This is a genomic window from Paenibacillus sp. SAFN-117 (assembly GCF_051966115.1).
In the GTDB taxonomy this organism is placed as follows: domain Bacteria; phylum Bacillota; class Bacilli; order Paenibacillales; family NBRC-103111; genus Paenibacillus_L; species Paenibacillus_L residui.
In genome coordinates, this window is the sequence record NZ_JBQCLK010000009.1 from 132,792 (window position 1) to 151,949 (window position 19,158).

The window sequence follows — 19,158 nt, forward strand, 5'->3', positions numbered from 1 at the left end:
GCTGACGATCAGTCGGCCGCCTTGTGAATTTAATCGTCCTTCACCATGGACAATAATATTTGTTCCATTTGCTCTTTGGGCAATAGGTCTGCAATCATAACAATTTCGTATGATTTACTGCTGTCGCTTTCCGGAACTCGGATCCTCATCCCTTGAACGTTAGAATCTTTATACCAAGCAAATTCAAGCTGATAACCATCCACGGTATAGGATTCCATATGATCAAATGCCCACTTGGCAAATTCGTTGTCGTTTATCGGCTGCTGCACAGTTCTGAAACCAAATTCGCCATTTCTATATTCCATATTTCTATAATCCAATGCAACAAAAGGGCGGGTCGCTCTAAACATCTCCTTGGGGTTTATCTCTTCCAATATTAATTGATGGCCGTCCGGAACATAGGCGGGTCGACGGATGGGATAGCCCGCCAGTTGACTGGCTTCCTCCATAGTCATCTTCGTTCTCTCAACAATCTGGTTGTTGAAGCGTTCAATTTCTGCAATCGCCGCCTGGTATTCCTTCTGTTCTTCCTCCGATAAAACCTCAGGGTTTCTTTCCTTAGCTCCATCTGCCGCAACTGCCATTTGTTCGGCATAATGCTCGAGCTTGGCGAGCAGTTCTTTATATTGAGCAAATTCGCTGTCGGATAACGCTAGCTTGGCAGTCTGCAAGTCTTCTTCAATATTCTGTATATCCACCTCGGTAAGTTGAGGGTCTACTATTTTTAACTTTTCTTTCGAGCCGAAGATCTGACTGATTAGAGTTTCTACTGCGTTTTGTGCAGCGGTTACTATGCGCGAACCTCCCTCGGTCATTAGCAATGTTCCCCCCAAAATCAAGCAAGCAGCAGCGGCGATAAAGCTTTTCTTCATTCGTTTAATTGGTTTTGCGTTCTCAATCTCAATTTCCTCCTTTGCTTTCATCACACCAAGTATGCTCCGCTCATGCAGCTCATCGGGGAGTTCAATCTGGTCCAATAATTGTTTTATTTGATTACTCATAAATCTCCGCCTCCTTCGTTTGTTCACGGAGCTTTTGTAGAGCCCGATAAAAAATCGATTTTGCAGTTCCTAAAGGAATATGTAATACTTCCGATATTTCCTTAAAAGTATAGTCATTATAAAATCTTAACAGGATAACACTTTTTTCTTCCTCATTCAGCGTATCTAACAGTTGTTGGAGCGATAGCGAGAGAGGAAGGTCCTCCTCATTTGAACCAATAAACTCTTCATATTCCGTTTTAAAGTGAACCACCTTCCTTTTTTGTTTCAGCACATTCAGGGCACAAGTTATTGTAATTTTGATCAACCATGTCTTAAAAAACTGCGGATTTACCAGTGTGCCCAAGCTTTTAAAAGAACGATAGGCCACCTCTTGAACCACATCCATCGCATCATTCTTGTTTTTGACATATAGATAGGCCATGCGATAAATGTCTTGTTCGTAGGTTTGAAAAAGTTCGATATAGGCTTTGTGGTCACCATTTTGAGCTTTTTTTACTAACTGATTGATTGGAGTTCAACCTTTCCTTTTTATGTTTTATACCTATTAGACAATCCGGTTGACAATTTGGCTTAATTTTTTTGATATTTTTTTCGGCCTCGAACAATTTTGGAAGGACGCATATCCATAACAAAGGGGGAACAGAATCAGTCGAGGAAATTGAACCATGTCCTTAGGAAATGTAATTCAAGCCTGTCGTATATCTGCAGAAATTACTCAGGCGGCTGACGATAAGTCGGCCGCCTTTGAGCGCAATCGTTGAAGGTGATTTCATTTCCTAATATTGTCAAGGACATGCTTGATTCTCGATATTCCTTTTTCAATTTGTTGTTCTTCCAGGTTTCCATAGCCCAGAATAATTCGGTTTTCGTGCCTGCCTTTCTGTATGGCGTGCATTTCGACACCATGTACGGAAACGCCGGCGCCCAACATTTGCTCCAGAACTTCATTTGTAAATCGTATACCCGTAAACTCGGCAATCAAGTGAAGTCCTGTAGAGTCACCAGTTACCTGGACGCTGTCTCCAAAACATTGCCCTAATACTTTCCTGAGGAAATTCCTTCGCTGTTTATAAACCTTCTTCATTTGCCGGATGTGCCGCTCCAGAAATCCCTCTTCGATGAAGCGCGCAAGGATGAGCTGTTCCAAAGAAGGAGTATGCAGATCACTGAACCATTTGAGCATCCTGCACCGTTCAACGAGCGGATAGGGCAGAATCAAATAACCTATTCTTAGAGCGGGGGAGAGAATTTTGCTGAAGGTTCCGATGTAAATAACGACGCTTGGGTCCAGCGACTGCAGCGAATGGATAGGAGGGCCCTCGTACCGGAATTCGCTGTCGTAATCGTCCTCAACAATATAGCTGCCGGTATTTCGGGCATATTCAATCAACTGCACCCTTCGTTGAATAGGCAAAATGGAACCAAGCGGATACTGGTGCGAAGGGGTGACATACACGGATCCGTGATATGCGCCGGTTACTAACCGATCTGCTGCAATTCCGGAATGATCGACGGGAAGAGGGATCAGGCGGGCACCGCAGGACGTGAAGATGGTTTGGATATCGTTCGTGATCGGGTCCTCGATCATGATGTGATCACCCGGGTTTACAAGTAATTTAGCGACAAGGGTAATCGCCTGGGTGGCTCCGGAAGTAATGACCAATTGGTCCGGGTGGCAGCGCACTCCCCGAGTTCTGTATAAATATTTGGCAATAGCGCTTCTAAGCTCATACCTGCCTTCGGGAGAACCGTATCCAAAGCTCCGGCCCGGCGTATCGGATAATACCTGCTGCGCAAGCCGCGCCCAATGTTTCCGGGGGAAAAGCTCCAAAGCCGGAATGCCCGACCGAAAATTAACGATATCCTCTGTCATCTTGGTCCCCGTATGTTTGATCGAATCCGGCAAAGACTCGAATGTTAGGGGGTGCTTCAGCAGCGCCCCTTCGGCGACAAAAGTCCCCGAGCCCTGCCTGGCTTCCAGGTAGCCTTCCGCCATCAATTGCTCGTAAACTTCCAAAACTACATTTCTCGACACTTGCAAATCGGCCGCCAGCTGGCGGGTTGAAGGCAGCGCCTGACCGGCCTTAAGGTCTCCGTTCAATATTTTGGATTGAAGCTGATGAAAGATTTGCTTGGTCAATGGCGTATTTAACCTGCGGTCTACTGCAACCCAAACCATTTTCTCATCTCCCTCACGAAGTGGTACCCCTAATATCTTAAAAATGTGGTTCTTATTAGAACCAGTTTATCATGTTAAACTTTTTTGAAAAAGGAAGTAGGGAGGATCATTTGATGATGGAAATGGAAAAGCGGGCCGCGGACGCTCTGAAAAGCATCGCGCGGAACCAGCAATTAAAAGCCTATCTCAGCCAATCGGAAGTCATGTACCCGGTGCTCCTGCAGGCGGCAAAACGGTTCATTGCAGGGGAGACAAGGGAAGAAGGGATTCAACAATCCAAATTACTGGCATCCAGAGGATATCGGGTATCGATTGAGTACATAGGTGAAAATACGCCATCTGCCGAAGATTGTGTGAAGGCGAGAGAGGAATTCGCCGCATTGATCAAAGAAATCGCCCGCGAATCGCTGGAAGCTGCCGTTTGTCTCGACTTGTCGCACATTGGTTTAACGGTGGACCGGGGTTTAGCGGCGGACAATATAAATATTTTGGCGAAAGAAGGTAGGGAGCACGGAATTAGCATCATGGTTAGCATGGAGGAATCCTCCAAGACATCGGATATTATTCAAATATATAAAGAAGCTGCGAAGAATCACCCGAATGTGGGAATCACGGTTCAAGCCTATTTGCAGCGCTCGCTGGACGATTTAAAAGAACTGCTGCGCTTCCCGGGAAAAATAAGAATCGTGAAAGGGGCCTACCGGGAACAGCCCGAGATCGCCGCGGGCCGTGGAAGTGAGCTCAACGAACGATTTTTGGAGATGGTTGATCTATGCGTCAAAGACAAGCATCCCGTTTCCATTGCAACCCATGACGAGGCCGTTTTGCACAGCGCGATGGCCAGAGGCTATTTGGATTTGCCCTTCGTGGAGACCGAAATGCTGTACGGGGTTAAGGCAGAATGGTTGAAGCCATTCAAAGATAAAGGGTATCCGGCCAGAGTATATCTGCCTTATGGAACCGATTGGTTTTTGTACTTGTGTCATCGGTTGGCCGAGCATGCTCCGAACATTTATGGCGCTATTGCGGATATGGTTAATGTTCATGAGGCAAGGCACGAGATTCGATACTAAAAAGGAGACCGGCAAAAGATGATCCGATTATGTGAAAAAACGGATGAAGAGCGTATATACCAAATAATAAACGATTCGGCCCAAGCATACCGGGGTGTAATTCCGGAGGATCGTTATAAGGAGCCGTACATGAGCAGACATGAACTCGCCCAAGAGATGGAGGACGGTGTCATCTTCTGGGGATTTGAAGACGGCGGGCAGCTCTGCGGTATCATGGGAATTCAAGATAAAAACGAGGTGGCCCTGATTCGCCATGTCTATGTACAAACGATCAGTCGTCAGGCAGGGATCGGAACCAAGCTGTTAAATCATATTAGACAGCTTACAGATAAACCAATTCTGATAGGGACATGGGAATCCGCAGCTTGGGCGATTTCCTTCTATGTCAAGAACGGCTTTACTCTGGTTAATAGGGATGAAAAAAGAAGCCTGCTTCATAAATATTGGAATGTGCCGGAGAGGCAGGTCGAAACATCAGTCGTTCTATGTGATAACCGATTTCACCGGGGAAAGTAGAAGCCGTAACCAATAGAGGGCCCGCTTGAATGCGGTTCCGACAGTAAGCATACCGAGTCCGACCATTAAATAGGAGAGTTTCTCTTTAAAACTCACCGCCGGATTGTGCAAAAGACAATCAAAACTGCAGGTCTTTTTGGGAAAAAGCCGCGCGATGCCTTATTCTAAAGCGATAATGCAGGTCTTTTTCCGAAAAACGGCGACATGCCTAATTCTAGAGCAATAATACAGGTCTTTGGAGCGATTTTTGCGAAATGGGCCCATTTTGTGAAAAAGACCTGCACATTTGAGCGTCTTTCGCTTTCTTTTTGGAAAAAGGCAGGATTTTAATGCACTTCTGCTCGTCTTTGCGACGTCCTTGCCGACCCGGATACGACGTATGGCTTTCCCTTGCCTGCTCCAATGGTCCAATGGGCAACGATGGAAGAGAAGAGCGAATGCGAGTGGAAAAATTATATTTTTAACGGGCTTATTTAGTAGAACTCTACGAGGCGTTTATTGAGAAAGACATCTGTAACCGATATTCTGAAATTAAGGGGGGTGGACAATATGGATTGCAGTAAGGTGGGGAGGCTCATTTTGAAGCTTCGTAAAGAGAAAAGCCTGACACAGAAGGATTTAGCCCAGCTAATGAATATTAGTGATAAGACGATTTCAAAATGGGAACGTGGTTTAGGATGTCCCGATGTGTCTTTGCTTGGTGAGCTTTCCAAAATATTAGGAGTTAATGTTGAGAAGATTTTATTGGGGGACTTAAATCCCAATGAACAGGATAAAGGGAACATGAGGCACATTAAATTTTACGCATGCCAAAGCTGTGATAATGTCATGACCAGTACGGGGGCAGCAAGCATTTCATGCTGCGGCAGGATATTGGAGCCATTGCTTGCAAAGCCGGAGAACGATGAGCACGAAATAACCGTTCATGAGATTGAGGATGATTACTTCGTTACCATTCAGCATGAGATGAGCAGGGATCATTATATATCCTTTGTTGCTTATATCTCATATGACAGGTTGCTGTTCATGAGATTGTACCCGGAACAAAATGCAGAATTACGTTTTCCCAAAATGCACGGCGGAACGTTATATGCGTATTGCAACCGACATGGATTGTGGAAAACGGACATGATGAAACAGAGAACAAGGAGGGGGATCTGAAGTGAGGAAGGCAATACTTATTATTGACATGCAGGTTATGCCTTTTGTGTGGAAAGATTACGGCGGAAAACCTATTTGTCAAGAAGAAAAACTGCTAGAAAATACGAAACGCTTGATTGAAAAGGCTCGAAAGAGAAGCGTGCCCGTTTTTTATATCATGTTTACTGAACCGAAGGGCTCTCTAAGAGCCGAGAATCAACCGCTATGGCAAGTACATGAGCAGATCGCACCTGTTGAACATGATCAGATCATTATTAAGCATTTTGCGGACTCCTTTCTGGAATCTGATCTCTATACCCGGCTACAGGATCATGGAATTGATACTTTAGTTATGTGTGGGGTTCAAACCGAGTATTGCGTGGATACAACTGTGAAAAGCGGTTATTCGCGCGGCTACAAAGTAGAACTGGTAAAAGATTGCCACAGCACCTATGATTCCGATGGATTAACAGCAGAACAAATCATTAACCATCATAATAGCATTCTTGCTCAATTTGCTGCCATTGTTAACTCAAATGAAGTGCAGTTTTAATTCCTGGCCAATACGAACTAAAGGTTATGGCAGATTCAACCCTTGCGCTTACGGAATTGAATACGTACTAACCGAACTCCTTGTCAAAGGATAAGTTCGGTTTTTGAGTTTCTGGGGGTTAGCTGGACCTGAACAAAAGAAGATGGCGATCACTCATTTGGTTAACCGCTTTCGCAAATGCTCCAATGAGAAGTATGATACATTGATTCGGTACGATATCATTGTCGGCTTAAATAAGTAAACAAATAAGCTATTGACATCGCTTTCAACTATTGTTTATAATTCTATTCAACAACTGGTATAGACAAGTATATGTTTATATATATAGCCATGTGGAAAAATCTGATACTTATGATGTTAAGGGAGCGATACATGTGGAGAAAAGTCCGCAAACCGAGGGTATTATCGATAAGAACAGCATCGTACCCATCTACTACCAACTGAAAGAATATATTAAAGATCAAATCAAAAGCGGGGGGTGGAAGCCGGAACAATTGATTCCTTCCGAGCGGGAACTGACCGAGCAGTTCCAGATTAACCGGATGACCGTCAGGCAATCCATTAACGAGCTGGTGCACGAAGGTTTCCTGCGCAAGCAGCGCGGAGTCGGAACATTCGTTACCCAGCCGCCATCCGGAAGAAGCTTGGCCAAATTGACGAGCTTCTCGACCGATATTCTGAATCTCAAGCCGGGCTCACGCTTGCTGGCGATGAACGTTATCCCCGCACCGCAGAAGACGAGGGAACAGCTTGGCCTGTCAAAAGAGGAGCAGATCATCGAGATTATCCGCATCCGGACGGCTGATAACGAGCCGATCGCTCTGGAGCAGGTGCATTTGATCTATGACAAGGCATCCCCGCTACTTAACGAGAATTTCGAAAATCGGTCGATTTATAAAATTCTCGAAGAGGTATGCGGCTTCCGGCTGACGCGCGTGTCACAAACGATTGAAATCGCTACGTGTACACCGGAGGAAGCCGCACATTTGGACATTGATCCAACCGATGCGGCGCTGCTGATGGAGAGGGTCACGTATTTGGAAAACGGCGAACCTATCGAATTCGCGCGCTGTATCTATCGAGCTGATCGTTACGAATTGACATAGTAGCGATAATTTACAAACAGGAGGTATTTTTTATGGCAGAACATCTGAAATTATCGTTCGAAATTTGGCCGAACATGCCTTGGGGCCGGCTGGAAATTTGTGGACCCGCATGGAACTCTTGGGGAGACAAGCCCCTGGAATGGTGCGTTCGCCAGACCGCGTCGTACGGGTACGAAGGGTTTGACGTCATTTTCCCGAAAATTATGGAGCTTCGTCCGCATGAATACACCGAAACGGTGAAGAATGTTCGCAAAGCGATGGATGAAACGGGCATTGCCTTTGCTTCTATCGGGGCGCATACGACGTTTGTCTCCCCGCGATATTTCGATCGGGAGAACGGGATCGCCAAATTCAAGAAGGCTATTGACGCTGCCGCAGACATGGGGGCGGAATCGGTGGTTACCCTGCTTGGAGACGGATACTACGATCCGCCGCTCTACAATTTGATGACACGACAAGAAGCTTGGCATCAGGCAGTTACAGCTATTCAAGAAACGGCGGACTATGCCAAAGGCAAAGGCGTCGACGTCAGCATTGAGCTGCTGCAGGGCACAATCGCCAATACAGTGGAGACGATGATTAAACTAATTGAGCTGGTGGATCGTCCGAACGTATACACCTGCGTAGACGTTGGAACGTTCTATACGACGGTGAAACCGCGGATGCCGATTAAGAAAGCGATCGAGCAGCTTGGCGACCGCATCCGCAATGTGCATGTGAAGGATGAAGTTGGATTTCCGAACATTATGCAATCTCAGCACGTCTGGTTTGGAGGCGGTTTCGTCGATTTTCAAGAGATGGCTGATGCGCTCAAGTCGGTTGGTTATAAACACTTCAACGCGGTGGAGTGGGAAGCTTGGCAAGCCGGCGGATTATTCGGTGTAGGGGAGCCTTCCGGAATCGGGCTGGCGGATTTCGACCGGGTGGCCGCAGAAGCCAAGGAATTCCTCGAAGAATATGGATGGGGCAAAGCAAATTGAGAGCGTTGTCAAAATACGTAAGCCAGGCTGAGCTGGAGGAGCTGCTGTTCAACCTGATTCAACTGGAGAGCCATGAGGAAGCACCGGCGCTTGAACGCCCTTTGGCAGAATGGATTGCGGCTTGGTGCCATAAGGCCGGGATCGAAGCATTCGTTATGGAAGCGCCCGCAGGCAGGTTTAACGTTATCGCCCGTGTAAGAGGCGACGGCTCCGGTCCGAGCCTGATGCTGAATGGGCATCTGGATACCGTGCCACCTTACGATATGGAGGATGCGTTTCGGCCGAGGGTGGCTGACGGCCGGATTTACGGACGCGGTTCCACGGATATGAAGGGGGCGCTTGCTTCCATGCTCGCGGTTTTGCTGGCGGTACAACGAAGCGGCGTTTCGCTGGCCGGGGATGTGTGCTTTGTCGCTACGGCAGGTGAGGAGACCTACAGTCCCGGAGCCTATGAGCTGCTCCGTTCCGGATTTCGATGCGATTATGCCATCGTAGGCGAACCGACGGGCATGCAGGTCGGCATAGCGCATAAGGGCGTGCTGTGGGGAGAGGCCGAATTCGCTGGGGTTTCCGTTCACGGAAGTGTGCCGGATGAAGGCATTAATGCGATTTACCACGCGAGCGATTGGATTCAGGCGATTCAAGAAACGTACATCCCTTCATTAAAGCAAAAGCTGCATCCGCTGCTTGGAGCTCCGACGGTCAATATCGGTATGATCGAGGGTGGAACGCGCCCGGTCATTGTACCGAATAACTGCCGGATCCGATTCGAAAGACGGATGATCCCCGGCGAATCCGAAGAGAGCGTGATTGGTGAGCTCCAGGAGCTTCTTGACGGGCTGTCCGCGGAGTCGAAAAACATGCGAGGGAATATACGGGTGTCGGACAATTTCCACGGCGTTCCGCATGGACCATTCGAAACCTCTTTCGCCAATCCGCTCATTTCATTGTTATCGCAAGCGTATGCCGAGCATTTCCAGACGGCGGCTCCGGAGCCGGTCGGCCTGCAATTTTGGACCGAGGCGGCAATGTTTGAGCATATAGGCGGGATGGGAACGGTCGTTTGCGGTCCGGGCTTCATCGCACAAGCGCATTCCTCGAACGAGTATGTGTCAAGATCGCAATTATGGGCTGCCTACATGATGTATGCAGCGGCGGTTTATCGGCTCTGCGTCCGGAAGGAAGAGGCTTCGCCTTGTTAGCAGTGCATATTTGATGGTGTACCCGGCATTTATACGTGTAAAGGCCGTAACACAATATAGTAGAGACTCGGGAAAGGAGGAAGATATGTTATTGCTCGGATTAAGATGCAGCAGTTGCGGAGAATGGCATGAATCAACGATCCGGTATCAATGTGAAGCTTGCGGGAACAGCCTGATGGCGGAATATGATTATAACCGTATTTTTCGCAAGTTTTCATTTGAGAATGCCGGAATGGCCAGCGGGATATGGCGATTCAAACCTCTGCTTCCCGTAGGGCCGAATGTCGCGCCCGTAACGCTCGGAGAAGGCAGCACACCGCTTTTGCGGGCGAATAGGCTGGAATCGGCACTATCGCTTGCAAACGTTTTCTTAAAGAACGAAACGGTGAATCCGACACTTTCTTTTAAAGATCGTGCCTTATCGGTCGCTTTAACGGTGGCCGGCCAGCTCGGTGCGGAGGCCGTTGTGACCGCTTCCACCGGCAATACCGGCGTATCCGCCGCAGCATATGCGGCCAAAGCAGGATTGCCCTGCACGTTGTTTGTTCCGAAATCGACGCCACGGGCCAAGCTGTATGCAATGAAACGCTATGGAGCTTCACTGCATCAGGTGGACGGCACCTTCAGCGATGCTTACCTGATGGCAAAGGAAGTTGCCGAGCGGAAGCGTTGGTTTAACCTGACGTCGACGTTCCTGAATCCGTTTGCAGTGGAAGGCCATAAAACGCTGGCTTATGAACTGGTTGAGCAAATGAAAGAGGTTCCGGATTGGGTGATCATTCCCATTGGGGCAGGACCGCTTCTCGTCTCCGTATACCGGGGGTTTCTCGAACTGCGTTTAGCCGGACGGATTAACACCATGCCCCGGTTAGTGGGGGTACAGGCGGCAGGCTGCGCTCCGATTGCCAGAGCGTTCGCTCAAGACAAGACGGAAGTAGAGCCTTGGGAAGCGCCCGAGACGGTGTTATCCGCAATTGCCGATCCGCTCAGCAGCTATCCTGCTGATGGAAGCCGGACGCTGAAGATCATCCGTGAATCGGGTGGACAAGTCGTTGCTGCTCCGGATGAGGCTGTACTGGGAGATCAGGAATGGCTGACGAGACAGGAAGGGCTTTACGTGGAGAATGCCTCCGCATCAACGCTAACTGCTCTCAAAATTTTGTTGAAGCAAAGGGTTATCCGCGAGTCGGATTCCGTCGTTCTCGTATTAACCGGACATGGTACGAAAGAAACGGAGTAGGATTTGTGTCCTTACATGTTAGGAAACAAGCAGTTACTTTATGGAAAAGAGGGGTATGCAATGAAAAAAGTTTTAGCATCCACCTTGGCCGGCGCCATGGCAGTGTCTGCTCTATTGGCGGGATGTTCCTCATCCGGCGGCAATTCGGGTCAGCCTGCCGGGAGTCCAAACAGCAATGGCGAGGCGGTCACCGAGCTTACACTATGGCATATGGAAGAGCCGCCGAATCGGGTCAAACGGTTTGCAGAAGTGGTCGAGGAGTTTAACCAGTCGCATCCGAACATCAAAGTGAAAGCCCAGGTTCAAAGCTGGGGGGATGCCTATTCGAAATTCCCTGCATCGATTAAAGCGGGCAACGGGCCTGACCTTTTGTTTACGATTCCCGATTATACGACGCTGCTGAAAGAATTAGACGTTGTGCAGCCTGTAGACGATATCGTGCAGAAGCTCGATGAGAAGCACAAGTTTCTTACAGCGTCGCTTGCCCCGTATCAATATGAAGACAAAACTTGGGCCGTGCCGGTATTCGGAATGATCCAGGTGCTGTGGTATCGCAAGGATATGCTGGATGCAGAAGGGCTTCAGGCGCCGAAAACATGGGACGAGCTGCTTGCAGCGGCAAAAACGCTAACCAAAGACGGGAAGTATGGAATTGCGCTGCCGGCCTCCAAATCGATGGCGACCGACCAGGTGCTGTACAGCTTCTTGGTTACGGCAGGGGCCAAGTCGGTCATAGACGGAAATAACAAAGTGACGTTCGATAACCCGAATACGGTGAAGGCGTACGAAATGTACAAGGAGCTGCTCGCCTTCTCGCCGCCGGACAGCAATACGTACCAATGGGGCGAACCGCAGGCGCAGTTAAACACCGGCCAATCGGCGATGGCTATTGAGAAAGGACAGTATTTGGCCACGTTCGAATCCGAGTCCGGACGCCCGGCTTCCGATCTTGGGGTGGCGCCGATTCCGGTAGCGGATGGAGGCGAACCAGGCAGCATCTACTATTCCAACGGCATTATGGTGCTGACGAAAGACGCCAAGAAGAAAGAGGCGATTGCCGAGTTTTTCGATTATTTGTACGAACCGGAGACGTACGGGAAGTTCATTAACGCGGAGCCAGGCTTGTTCCTGCCGGTAACCGAAGATGGTGCGAAGGCAGAAAGCTTCTGGAATGATCCTGTAATCAGCAAGTACAAGGACCAGGTGCAGGTGCTGCTCGACGCTTCCCAGAAAGGCTATCTGTTCGGTTTCACCGACGGAGTGGCAAGCAAGATTGGAAAAATCGCCGGACCGAATTTCATTGCGCAAACGCTGGAAATGATCATGACGAGCGGCAAGTCGCCGGAGGAAGCCGTGAAGATTGGGCAGCGGCTAATGGAAGATGCGGTGAAGTAATGGCGGATATGAATTTTAATACAAGAGATAGAGAGAAAAACAAAAAAAGTGGAAACGACAGCAATCTGCGCGATTTCCACTCCAAAGGTTTCTGTTCACACGGCAATGGAACAGATAATAATATCTTCTGACAATCAGCATGAAATTGCAAGTCTTTTCCGTGAGGGAGCGCGAGTTCCCTTGCGGAAATTCATCACACGTTCCGAGGTGAGAGCATGAATTCCAAGACAGCTAGGTCCAGAAAGAATATTCCTGTGCTTCCCTATTTGCTTGTGCTCCCGATAACGGCCTGGATCATTGTAACGATTTTCGTTCCTTTGTTTCAAGTCGTCAGGGAAAGCTTTTATAACACGGGGTTCATCGGAACGAGCGGCAGTTTCGTGGGGCTGGACAATTATACAACACTCATTTTTTCTTCAGAATATTGGAGCAAATGGGGCAAGAGCCTGATATGGGTGCTCGGCAACGGACTGCTGCAGACTGTCCTGGCGTTCTCGATCGCCCTGCTGCTGAACCGTCCCGGCAAAATCCGGCAATGGCTGCGCACATGGGTTATCATTCCGTGGGTTATTCCGACAATTGTCGTCTGTATTTTTTGGCAATGGATATTTAATGGGAGCTATGGCATTCTCAACGACGTTCTGATGTCCTTCGGCTGGATCGACAAGCCGATCAATCTGCTAGGCCATCCGTTCTGGTCGTTGCCCATCCTGATCTTCATCAATACGTGGCACTGGTTCCCATTCATGACGGTGATCGTGCTAGCGGGGCTGACCATTATTTCGCAGGACATGTACGAGGCGTCCTCGATCGATGGGGCGAACAAATGGCAGCAATTTTGGAAAATTACATTTCCGCAGCTCAATCCGATTCTATTCGCATTAGGTCTCGTAGGAACATTGTGGAGCTTTAATATTTTTGATTTGATTCATATTTTAACCTCTGGAGGGCCGGCCGGAGCTACGACGACAGTGCCCGTATATATTTACCAAATGGCGTTCCAGTCGTTCCAACTGGGTAAAGCATCCGCCGCCTCTGTAATAACCTCGCTGCTTTTGCTTGTCTTTGCAACCGTGTTCATTAAATTCGCTTCGCCGAAGGAAGAGTAGGAGGGTGATAGCATGAAAGTATTGAAATGGCTGTTCAGTTTAATTCTCGCGTTGATCGTCGTCTTCCCTTTTTACTGGGTTATCGTCTCCTCCTTCAAACCGGCGGATCAAATTTTGAGTCCGGATCTGTTTCCTAAAGCATTTACGCTGGAGCATTACCGGCAGCTGCTCGAAATGACCTCGTATTTGCAAAATTTGTGGAACAGCATTCTCGTCTCGCTAGGTACGCTCGTATGTACCGTACTGATTGTCATACCGGCCGGTTTCGCCATTTATCGGATGAAATTTCCGGGAAGATTGTTCGTATACCGGCTTATTCTCGCATCGTATATTTTTCCGGGCATTTTGCTGCTCGTTCCGGTTTACCAATTGATGAGCAATATCGGTCTCGTCGATTCACTCTGGGGATTGATCGTTATGAACGTGACGTTCTCGGCACCGTTTGCTGTTTGGCTTATGCGGGGATTTTTCGACGCAATTCCAGTGGGACTGGACGAGGCGGCTTCCATCGATGGGGCCGGACGCATGCGGACGCTGATGCAAATTATTCTGCCGCTCATTATGCCGGGCATCGCAACCATTATGATTTATGCATTCATTACATCGTGGACGGAGTTCGCTTATGCATCGGTTCTCATCTCCAGCGATCAGCTGCGTACGCTGCCCGTAGGGCTCAAAGCGATCATGGGCCAATACACGGTGCGCTGGGGCTGGACGACCGCCGGTGCGGTGCTGACACTGCTGCCCGTCGTCGTGTTCTTCGCTTTCGTTGGCAAGTTTTTCGTGCGCGGACTAACGACCGGAGCCGTGAAATAAGATGAAAGGAATGGTAGATATGCGGTCGATCAAACAGTCAGTCAAGATCGGTGTCATTGGGTTAGGGAGATTCGGCAGGCTGCACCTGAAGGTATTCAGCCAAATCGACGGCGCGGAGATTGCTGCGGTATGCGATTTGGACCGGGAATTGACGAAACGGATCGCGGGGGAATACCCGACTTCCCGAGATTATGCAAGTCCTGAGGATTTAATCAGGGATGACGGGCTCGACGTAGTCGATATTGTCACCGATGAAGCGACCCACGGCAGGCTCGTCATTCTGGCGCTCCAGCATGGCAAGCACGTCTTCGTTGAAAAGCCGCTTGCACTGACCAGCGAGGAGGGGCGGAAGATCGAGGAGCTGCAGGCCAGTACCGGCAAGCTTGTCATGGTAGGGAATATAAGCCGTTTTGCTCTGCCCTATATTTTAATGAAACGGTCGCAAAATAGGGGGCAGCTGGGAGAACTCGTTCATATGCGGGCGAAACGCCAGTTCAGCCGCAGCTGGTTTGAGCATTTTGGCAAAAGAGTGCATCCGGTTTACGAATCGGGCATTCACGACCTGGATTTATTCCTGTGGTATGCGGGCGCACGGTGTACAAGCGTATATACCGTCGAACGAAATATAAGCGGATATCCGTATCCGGACCATTTCTCCGCGCTGTTAACCTTTGAAAACGGGCTGCATGCTTCCTTGGAATCGTCATGGACTATTCCGGGGAACGGACCGCATAATATGACGGACACGCTGGAGCTTGACGGTACCATCGATGCGGAGATCGAGCTTGTCGGACAGCGCAGTATGGCGAAATTTTCAACGCTGCAATCCGGGCTTTCGATCTGGACCGATGAACGCTGCTATACACCGGATTACACGTTGTGGCCGACAGAGCACGAACAGGTCGGCGGCGCGATTCGCGCAGAGCTGACTCATTTCGTGGAATGCGTCAGGCTCCATCGGCCGTCGGACATTGTTCCGCTGGCCGATTCCGTTCATGCCCTGGAGATCGCCGCGGCGATTGTCACGTCGGGAAAAACCGGGGAACCGGTTCGGGTGGGAGGTTAAATCCTATGAATGATAGAATAGATATCTATGAGCGAATCAGAGAGTTGGGTTTGACGATTCCAGAAGTACCGCCCCGGTTCCTGTTCGTGCCCGGGGTACTTACGGGGAATCTGCTGTTTATATCCGGACAAACGCCGGAAGTGAACGGCGTCATGCAGTACACAGGCCGGCTCGGCGACGATCTGGACGTTGAAACAGGCCAACGGGCAGCCAGGCTCGCTGCGCTGAACTGTATCGGCGAGATGCAGGCGGTGCTCGGTGACTTGAATCGGGTAGAGCGAATTGTGCGGATGATGGGATACGTTCGTTCCGCAGACGGTTTCGGCGAGCAGCCGCTTGTTGTCAACGGGGCTTCGGAGCTGCTGCACGAAGTGTTCGGCGAAGCGGGCAAACATGCTCGCGCCGCTCTCGGCACAAGCGAACTGCCGTTCGGCGCTCCGGTCGAGCTGGAGATGATCGTGCAGGTGAAGGCCGAATGAAGATTGACGAACGTCTCTATTTAATCGGGAGCGGCCGGCTTGGTTTCGACTGGACGCATCCGAGCGATTGCAACGTATATGTGTTCGATTCGGGTGATGGACTTGTCATGATCGATTCCGGAACCGGATTGTCGCATAATGAGATTCGAGAGCATCTGGAGGACGAGGGGTTACGAGCCGGGGACCTGGCCGAGATTTGGCTGACCCATCTGCATGCGGATCATGCGGGCGGTGCAGCGGAATGGCGGCGTATATCCGGAGCTAAAGTGGGCGTACTGAAGCAAGCGTCCGAACCGCTTATGCTTGGCGATGAGGAAGCTATTGATTTGCCGACAGCCCGTCGCAACGGCTTCTACCCGCCAGATTATCTATTTTCGGGCTGCCCAGTGGACCGGCTATTCGAAGATAAGGAGAATTTCCGAATAGGGAACTGCCGGGTTCAAGTTCTTCATACTCCCGGACATTCGCGGTTCGATACTTCGTTTCATGTAACGATGCCGAACGGCAGAGCGGTTTTGTTTTCAGGTGATACGGTTTTTTATAACGGAAGGATTTCGATGATTCATACTCGCGATTTTCATCTCCAACAACTGGCTGACAGCATGGAATTACTTGGGCAATATACAGTCGACATGCTGCTTCCGGGTCATGGACAGCCTGCATTAAAACGCGGATCTGAACATATTCGACTGGCGCGCGACACGTTTCGGGCGATGGGCGTTCCGATAAATATCGTTTGAGGAGTTGAGGAATTTGGCTGGGCAAAAGGCAGGGAAGCAGTACGCGGAGAAGGTTATTAGCCATATTCATGAAATAATAGAGAAGGAAAGCGCAGCGATCGACAAGGCTGCAGACAAAGTAGCCGCGACGATCGCCCGCGACGGGCTTGTTCACCTTTTCGGGTGCGGACATTCGCATATGCTGGCCGAGGAGGTGTTTTACCGGGCAGGAGGGCTTGCGGCAATCCAGCCGATTTTGGACACTGCGGTCATGCTTCATGAAGGCGCTGTCAAAAGCTCCATGGTCGAGCGAATGGAAGGATATGCGGCACACATATTGAACAATTACGACGTCAAGCCGGGCGAACCGATCATCATTTTATCCAATTCAGGTGTGAACGGGGTTCCCGTCGATATGGCGATGGAAGCCAAAGCGAAGGGGTTATATGTGATCGCGATCGTATCCTCTGCTTATTATGAGGACGCCCCGCGGCATTCCTCCGGCAGGAAGCTGTACGAAGTCGCGGATCTGGTCATTGACAATCATTTGCCGCACGGGGACGCATTGATGGAAGTAGCGGGAACGGATATTCGGATGTCTCCGGGTTCAACGGTGATCGGCGCAACGATTTTAAATATGATGATGACGATGGCCGTTTGTAAGCTTGCAGAGCAGGGCATCGAACCTCCCGTATTCCGAAGCGGGAACGTTCCGGGCGGTTTCGAACAAAACCTTAAGTATATTGAAAAGTACAGAAAGCGGATCAAGCATCTTTAGAATGGGGGAAGCCGGAATGACAATGAGTGCGGTTATGGGAATCGATCTCGGCACGACTTCCGTCAAATGCCTGGCGATGGACCGGAACGGGAAGCGGATCGCATTGGCATCCCAAAGCTATCCGATCCAATCGCCGCATACCGGTTGGGTGGAGCAGCGGCCGGAAGATTGGTGGGCGGCAGTGGTGAAGTCGGTTCGGGAATGCTTGTCGGCACTGCCTGAGGATGGGTTCATCGAAGCCGTTTCGTTATCCGGTCATATGAGCGCGCTGACGCTGCTGGACGAGTGCGGTTCACCGGTCATGCCTGCCATTCTTATCGCCGATACGAGATCGGAACAGCAAACCCGTTATTTAATGAAGCATTACCGGGATCGAACGATCGCCTTGACCGGCAATGTCCCCCTTGATGCGTTCACGGCTCCGAAGCTGATGTGGGTGAGGGATCAGCGGCCCGATTTGTACCGGAAAGCGGATAAGCTTGTGTTTCCGAAGGATTACGTACGCTTCCGCTTGACGGGCCGTCTAGGAACGGATCCGACTGATGCGGGCAACAGCCTGCTGTTCGATGTGCGCAGACGGGAATGGAACGAGACGTTCATCCGGGACCTTGGTCTGCGTGTGGATCTGTTTCCTGAGGCCGCCGATTCTCTATCTGCAGCGGGAACGATAACGTCCGAGGTCAGCGTCTTGACCGGCCTGCCTGCAGGTACCCCCGTGTTCACGGGAGCGGCGGATATCGCCTGCACCCAGATCGGCACGGGAACCCTGGAAGCCGATATCATGGCGATTACGCTGAGTACTTCAGCGCAAATCATTATGCGTGTGCCGGATACGCATGTTGGTGTGGCCGGGCAAGTGACGTTTCATCCGAGTGCCGCAGCCGCGGCGATGTATGCGATGGGCAGCGTGTTTACTGGAGGGTTGGGCGTACAGTGGGGGTATGAGCTGCTGTTCGACCGCGATTCTATGAATGCGGGCGATTATGAGCGGTTGGACCGGCTGAGCGAACGGATGAAGCAGATCCCTTGCGGCAGCGGGGGGCTTCTGTTCCTGCCGTTTCTGGTCGGAAGCTCGACGCCTTATTTCGACCCCCGCGACAGGGCGGCATGGATCGGCTTGACGCATCATCGCGACAAGGCGCTGCTGCTGCATTCCATTATGGAAGGCATCGCCTTCAACATCCGGGAGAACGTCGAAGCCTTCGCCGCCATGGGCCAAGTTCCCCGACGGATTTACTTGGGCGGAGGAGGCAGCCGCAATCCGGTCTGGCGCCAGATGATCGCTGACGTACTCGGCCGCGAGATGGTCCTGCTGCAAACAAGCGATGCCTCCGCCTTAGGCGCTGCAGCCATTGCCGGTGTCGGCGCCGGCCTGTTTGACTCGCTGGAATCGATCTCCCGCGAGCTCGTTCGGGAGGGAGAGCGGCTGGACAGCGATGGGGAGCGGCATAGGAGATACAACGTCCTATATGAAAAGTACCGTAAAGTGTATCGGTCGCTGCATGAGTATTATACGGAGCTGGATTCGGAGCTGCTTGGCGAGTAGCATAAATAAACGATCATTTGTTCCGGATCTAGTGAATTTGGGTGCGGCAGATTTAGCAATTTCAGCACTGGCCCCTCGCGTGATGTTAGGTCAGTCCCTATGCGCGCATGCCGACCTTTGCTCACAAAAGAAGCAAAAGTGCATCTTTTTTCACGGAAAACGCCTATTGTAAGGGAAAAGGGTAGCGTCAAGAAGTTTGTGTAAGCTGGTAGGGTTATCCATCGGGACGATGGATAAGAAATATTTTTTATGTTTAA

19 protein-coding genes are annotated in these 19,158 nt (G+C 50.2%); 16 read left to right on the top strand and 3 right to left on the bottom strand.

The features are described from left to right. Positions 1-29: 29 nt before the first annotated feature. The 3 genes from ACTHRH_RS08265 to pdxR all read right to left on the bottom strand — a co-directional run bounded on the left by ACTHRH_RS08265 (position 30) and on the right by pdxR (position 3,183). A complete protein-coding gene (locus tag ACTHRH_RS08265) occupies positions 30-1,001 on the bottom strand; it encodes a hypothetical protein (RefSeq protein ID WP_440414970.1) in 972 nt (323 codons plus the stop codon). Next, a complete protein-coding gene (locus ACTHRH_RS08270) occupies positions 994-1,512 on the bottom strand; it encodes an RNA polymerase sigma factor (protein ID WP_440415001.1) in 519 nt (172 codons plus the stop codon). The genes ACTHRH_RS08265 and ACTHRH_RS08270 overlap by 8 nt, the downstream gene beginning before the upstream one ends. Before the next feature lie 261 nt (positions 1,513-1,773). After that, positions 1,774-3,183, bottom strand: a complete 1,410-nt coding sequence (gene pdxR / locus ACTHRH_RS08275) for a MocR-like pyridoxine biosynthesis transcription factor PdxR (RefSeq protein ID WP_379290278.1) — start codon at positions 3,181-3,183, stop codon at positions 1,774-1,776. A 113-nt stretch (positions 3,184-3,296) separates the two neighbouring features. Between pdxR and ACTHRH_RS08280 the strand changes: the two genes are divergently transcribed. From ACTHRH_RS08280 to xylB, 16 genes are all read left to right on the top strand, one after another. After that, positions 3,297-4,256 carry a proline dehydrogenase family protein gene (locus ACTHRH_RS08280; RefSeq protein WP_440414972.1) on the top strand — a complete coding sequence of 320 codons (960 nt, stop codon included), beginning with the start codon at positions 3,297-3,299 and terminating at the stop codon, positions 4,254-4,256. 18 nt (positions 4,257-4,274) lie between these two features. Further along, positions 4,275-4,772 (top strand): GNAT family N-acetyltransferase, encoded by a 498-nt coding sequence (locus tag ACTHRH_RS08285; protein WP_440414974.1) that lies wholly within the window; start codon positions 4,275-4,277, stop codon positions 4,770-4,772. A 579-nt stretch (positions 4,773-5,351) separates the two neighbouring features. After that, a complete protein-coding gene (locus tag ACTHRH_RS08290) occupies positions 5,352-5,933 on the top strand; it encodes a helix-turn-helix domain-containing protein (RefSeq protein ID WP_440414976.1) in 582 nt (193 codons plus the stop codon). 1 nt (position 5,934) lies between these two features. Continuing rightward, positions 5,935-6,465 (top strand): cysteine hydrolase family protein, encoded by a 531-nt coding sequence (locus tag ACTHRH_RS08295; RefSeq protein WP_440414978.1) that lies wholly within the window; start codon positions 5,935-5,937, stop codon positions 6,463-6,465. A 374-nt stretch (positions 6,466-6,839) separates the two neighbouring features. Further along, positions 6,840-7,571 (top strand): GntR family transcriptional regulator, encoded by a 732-nt coding sequence (locus tag ACTHRH_RS08300; protein WP_440414980.1) that lies wholly within the window; start codon positions 6,840-6,842, stop codon positions 7,569-7,571. A gap of 32 nt (positions 7,572-7,603) precedes the next feature. Beyond that, positions 7,604-8,551, top strand: a complete 948-nt coding sequence (locus ACTHRH_RS08305) for a sugar phosphate isomerase/epimerase family protein (protein ID WP_440414982.1) — start codon at positions 7,604-7,606, stop codon at positions 8,549-8,551. Continuing rightward, positions 8,548-9,753 (top strand): M20 family metallopeptidase, encoded by a 1,206-nt coding sequence (locus tag ACTHRH_RS08310; RefSeq protein WP_440414984.1) that lies wholly within the window; start codon positions 8,548-8,550, stop codon positions 9,751-9,753. The genes ACTHRH_RS08305 and ACTHRH_RS08310 overlap by 4 nt, the downstream gene beginning before the upstream one ends. A 91-nt stretch (positions 9,754-9,844) precedes the next feature. Next, complete coding sequence (gene thrC / locus ACTHRH_RS08315) at positions 9,845-10,993, top strand: threonine synthase (protein ID WP_440414986.1); 1,149 nt, start codon at positions 9,845-9,847, stop codon at positions 10,991-10,993. A 60-nt stretch (positions 10,994-11,053) separates the two neighbouring features. Then, complete coding sequence (locus ACTHRH_RS08320; RefSeq protein WP_379290295.1) at positions 11,054-12,388, top strand: ABC transporter substrate-binding protein; 1,335 nt, start codon at positions 11,054-11,056, stop codon at positions 12,386-12,388. Between the two features lie 215 nt (positions 12,389-12,603). Continuing rightward, the gene (locus tag ACTHRH_RS08325) at positions 12,604-13,497 is read left to right on the top strand and encodes a carbohydrate ABC transporter permease (protein ID WP_440414988.1); all 894 of its coding nucleotides are present in this window, start codon (positions 12,604-12,606) and stop codon (positions 13,495-13,497) included. A gap of 12 nt (positions 13,498-13,509) precedes the next feature. Beyond that, positions 13,510-14,313: a carbohydrate ABC transporter permease gene (locus ACTHRH_RS08330; protein WP_379290299.1), complete on the top strand. Its 804-nt coding sequence runs from the start codon at positions 13,510-13,512 to the stop codon at positions 14,311-14,313. 1 nt (position 14,314) lies between these two features. Then, positions 14,315-15,379 (top strand): Gfo/Idh/MocA family protein, encoded by a 1,065-nt coding sequence (locus tag ACTHRH_RS08335; protein ID WP_379290301.1) that lies wholly within the window; start codon positions 14,315-14,317, stop codon positions 15,377-15,379. Between the two features lie 5 nt (positions 15,380-15,384). Then, complete coding sequence (locus tag ACTHRH_RS08340; RefSeq protein WP_379290303.1) at positions 15,385-15,858, top strand: RidA family protein; 474 nt, start codon at positions 15,385-15,387, stop codon at positions 15,856-15,858. Next, complete coding sequence (locus tag ACTHRH_RS08345; RefSeq protein ID WP_379290305.1) at positions 15,855-16,598, top strand: MBL fold metallo-hydrolase; 744 nt, start codon at positions 15,855-15,857, stop codon at positions 16,596-16,598. Before ACTHRH_RS08340 ends, ACTHRH_RS08345 begins: the two co-directional genes overlap by 4 nt. Positions 16,599-16,611: 13 nt before the next feature. Then, a complete protein-coding gene (locus tag ACTHRH_RS08350) occupies positions 16,612-17,355 on the top strand; it encodes a sugar isomerase domain-containing protein (RefSeq protein ID WP_440414992.1) in 744 nt (247 codons plus the stop codon). A 16-nt stretch (positions 17,356-17,371) separates the two neighbouring features. Beyond that, positions 17,372-18,901, top strand: a complete 1,530-nt coding sequence (gene xylB / locus ACTHRH_RS08355) for a xylulokinase (RefSeq protein WP_440414994.1) — start codon at positions 17,372-17,374, stop codon at positions 18,899-18,901. Positions 18,902-19,158 lie beyond the last annotated feature (257 nt).

Bases quoted from the DNA above. Each gene is read 5' to 3' on its own strand.
- ACTHRH_RS08265 (WP_440414970.1), bottom strand. From the start codon at position 1,001: ATGAGTAATCAAATAAAACAATTATTGGACCAGATTGAACTCCCCGAT.
- pdxR (WP_379290278.1), bottom strand. From the start codon at position 3,183: ATGGTTTGGGTTGCAGTAGACCGCAGGTTAAATACGCCATTGACCAAG.
- ACTHRH_RS08280 (WP_440414972.1), top strand. From the start codon at position 3,297: ATGATGGAAATGGAAAAGCGGGCCGCGGACGCTCTGAAAAGCATCGCG.
- ACTHRH_RS08285 (WP_440414974.1), top strand. From the start codon at position 4,275: ATGATCCGATTATGTGAAAAAACGGATGAAGAGCGTATATACCAAATA.
- ACTHRH_RS08305 (WP_440414982.1), top strand. From the start codon at position 7,604: ATGGCAGAACATCTGAAATTATCGTTCGAAATTTGGCCGAACATGCCT.
- ACTHRH_RS08320 (WP_379290295.1), top strand. From the start codon at position 11,054: ATGAAAAAAGTTTTAGCATCCACCTTGGCCGGCGCCATGGCAGTGTCT.
- ACTHRH_RS08325 (WP_440414988.1), top strand. From the start codon at position 12,604: ATGAATTCCAAGACAGCTAGGTCCAGAAAGAATATTCCTGTGCTTCCC.
- ACTHRH_RS08330 (WP_379290299.1), top strand. From the start codon at position 13,510: ATGAAAGTATTGAAATGGCTGTTCAGTTTAATTCTCGCGTTGATCGTC.
- ACTHRH_RS08335 (WP_379290301.1), top strand. From the start codon at position 14,315: ATGAAAGGAATGGTAGATATGCGGTCGATCAAACAGTCAGTCAAGATC.
- ACTHRH_RS08340 (WP_379290303.1), top strand. From the start codon at position 15,385: ATGAATGATAGAATAGATATCTATGAGCGAATCAGAGAGTTGGGTTTG.
- ACTHRH_RS08345 (WP_379290305.1), top strand. From the start codon at position 15,855: ATGAAGATTGACGAACGTCTCTATTTAATCGGGAGCGGCCGGCTTGGT.
- xylB (WP_440414994.1), top strand. From the start codon at position 17,372: ATGACAATGAGTGCGGTTATGGGAATCGATCTCGGCACGACTTCCGTC.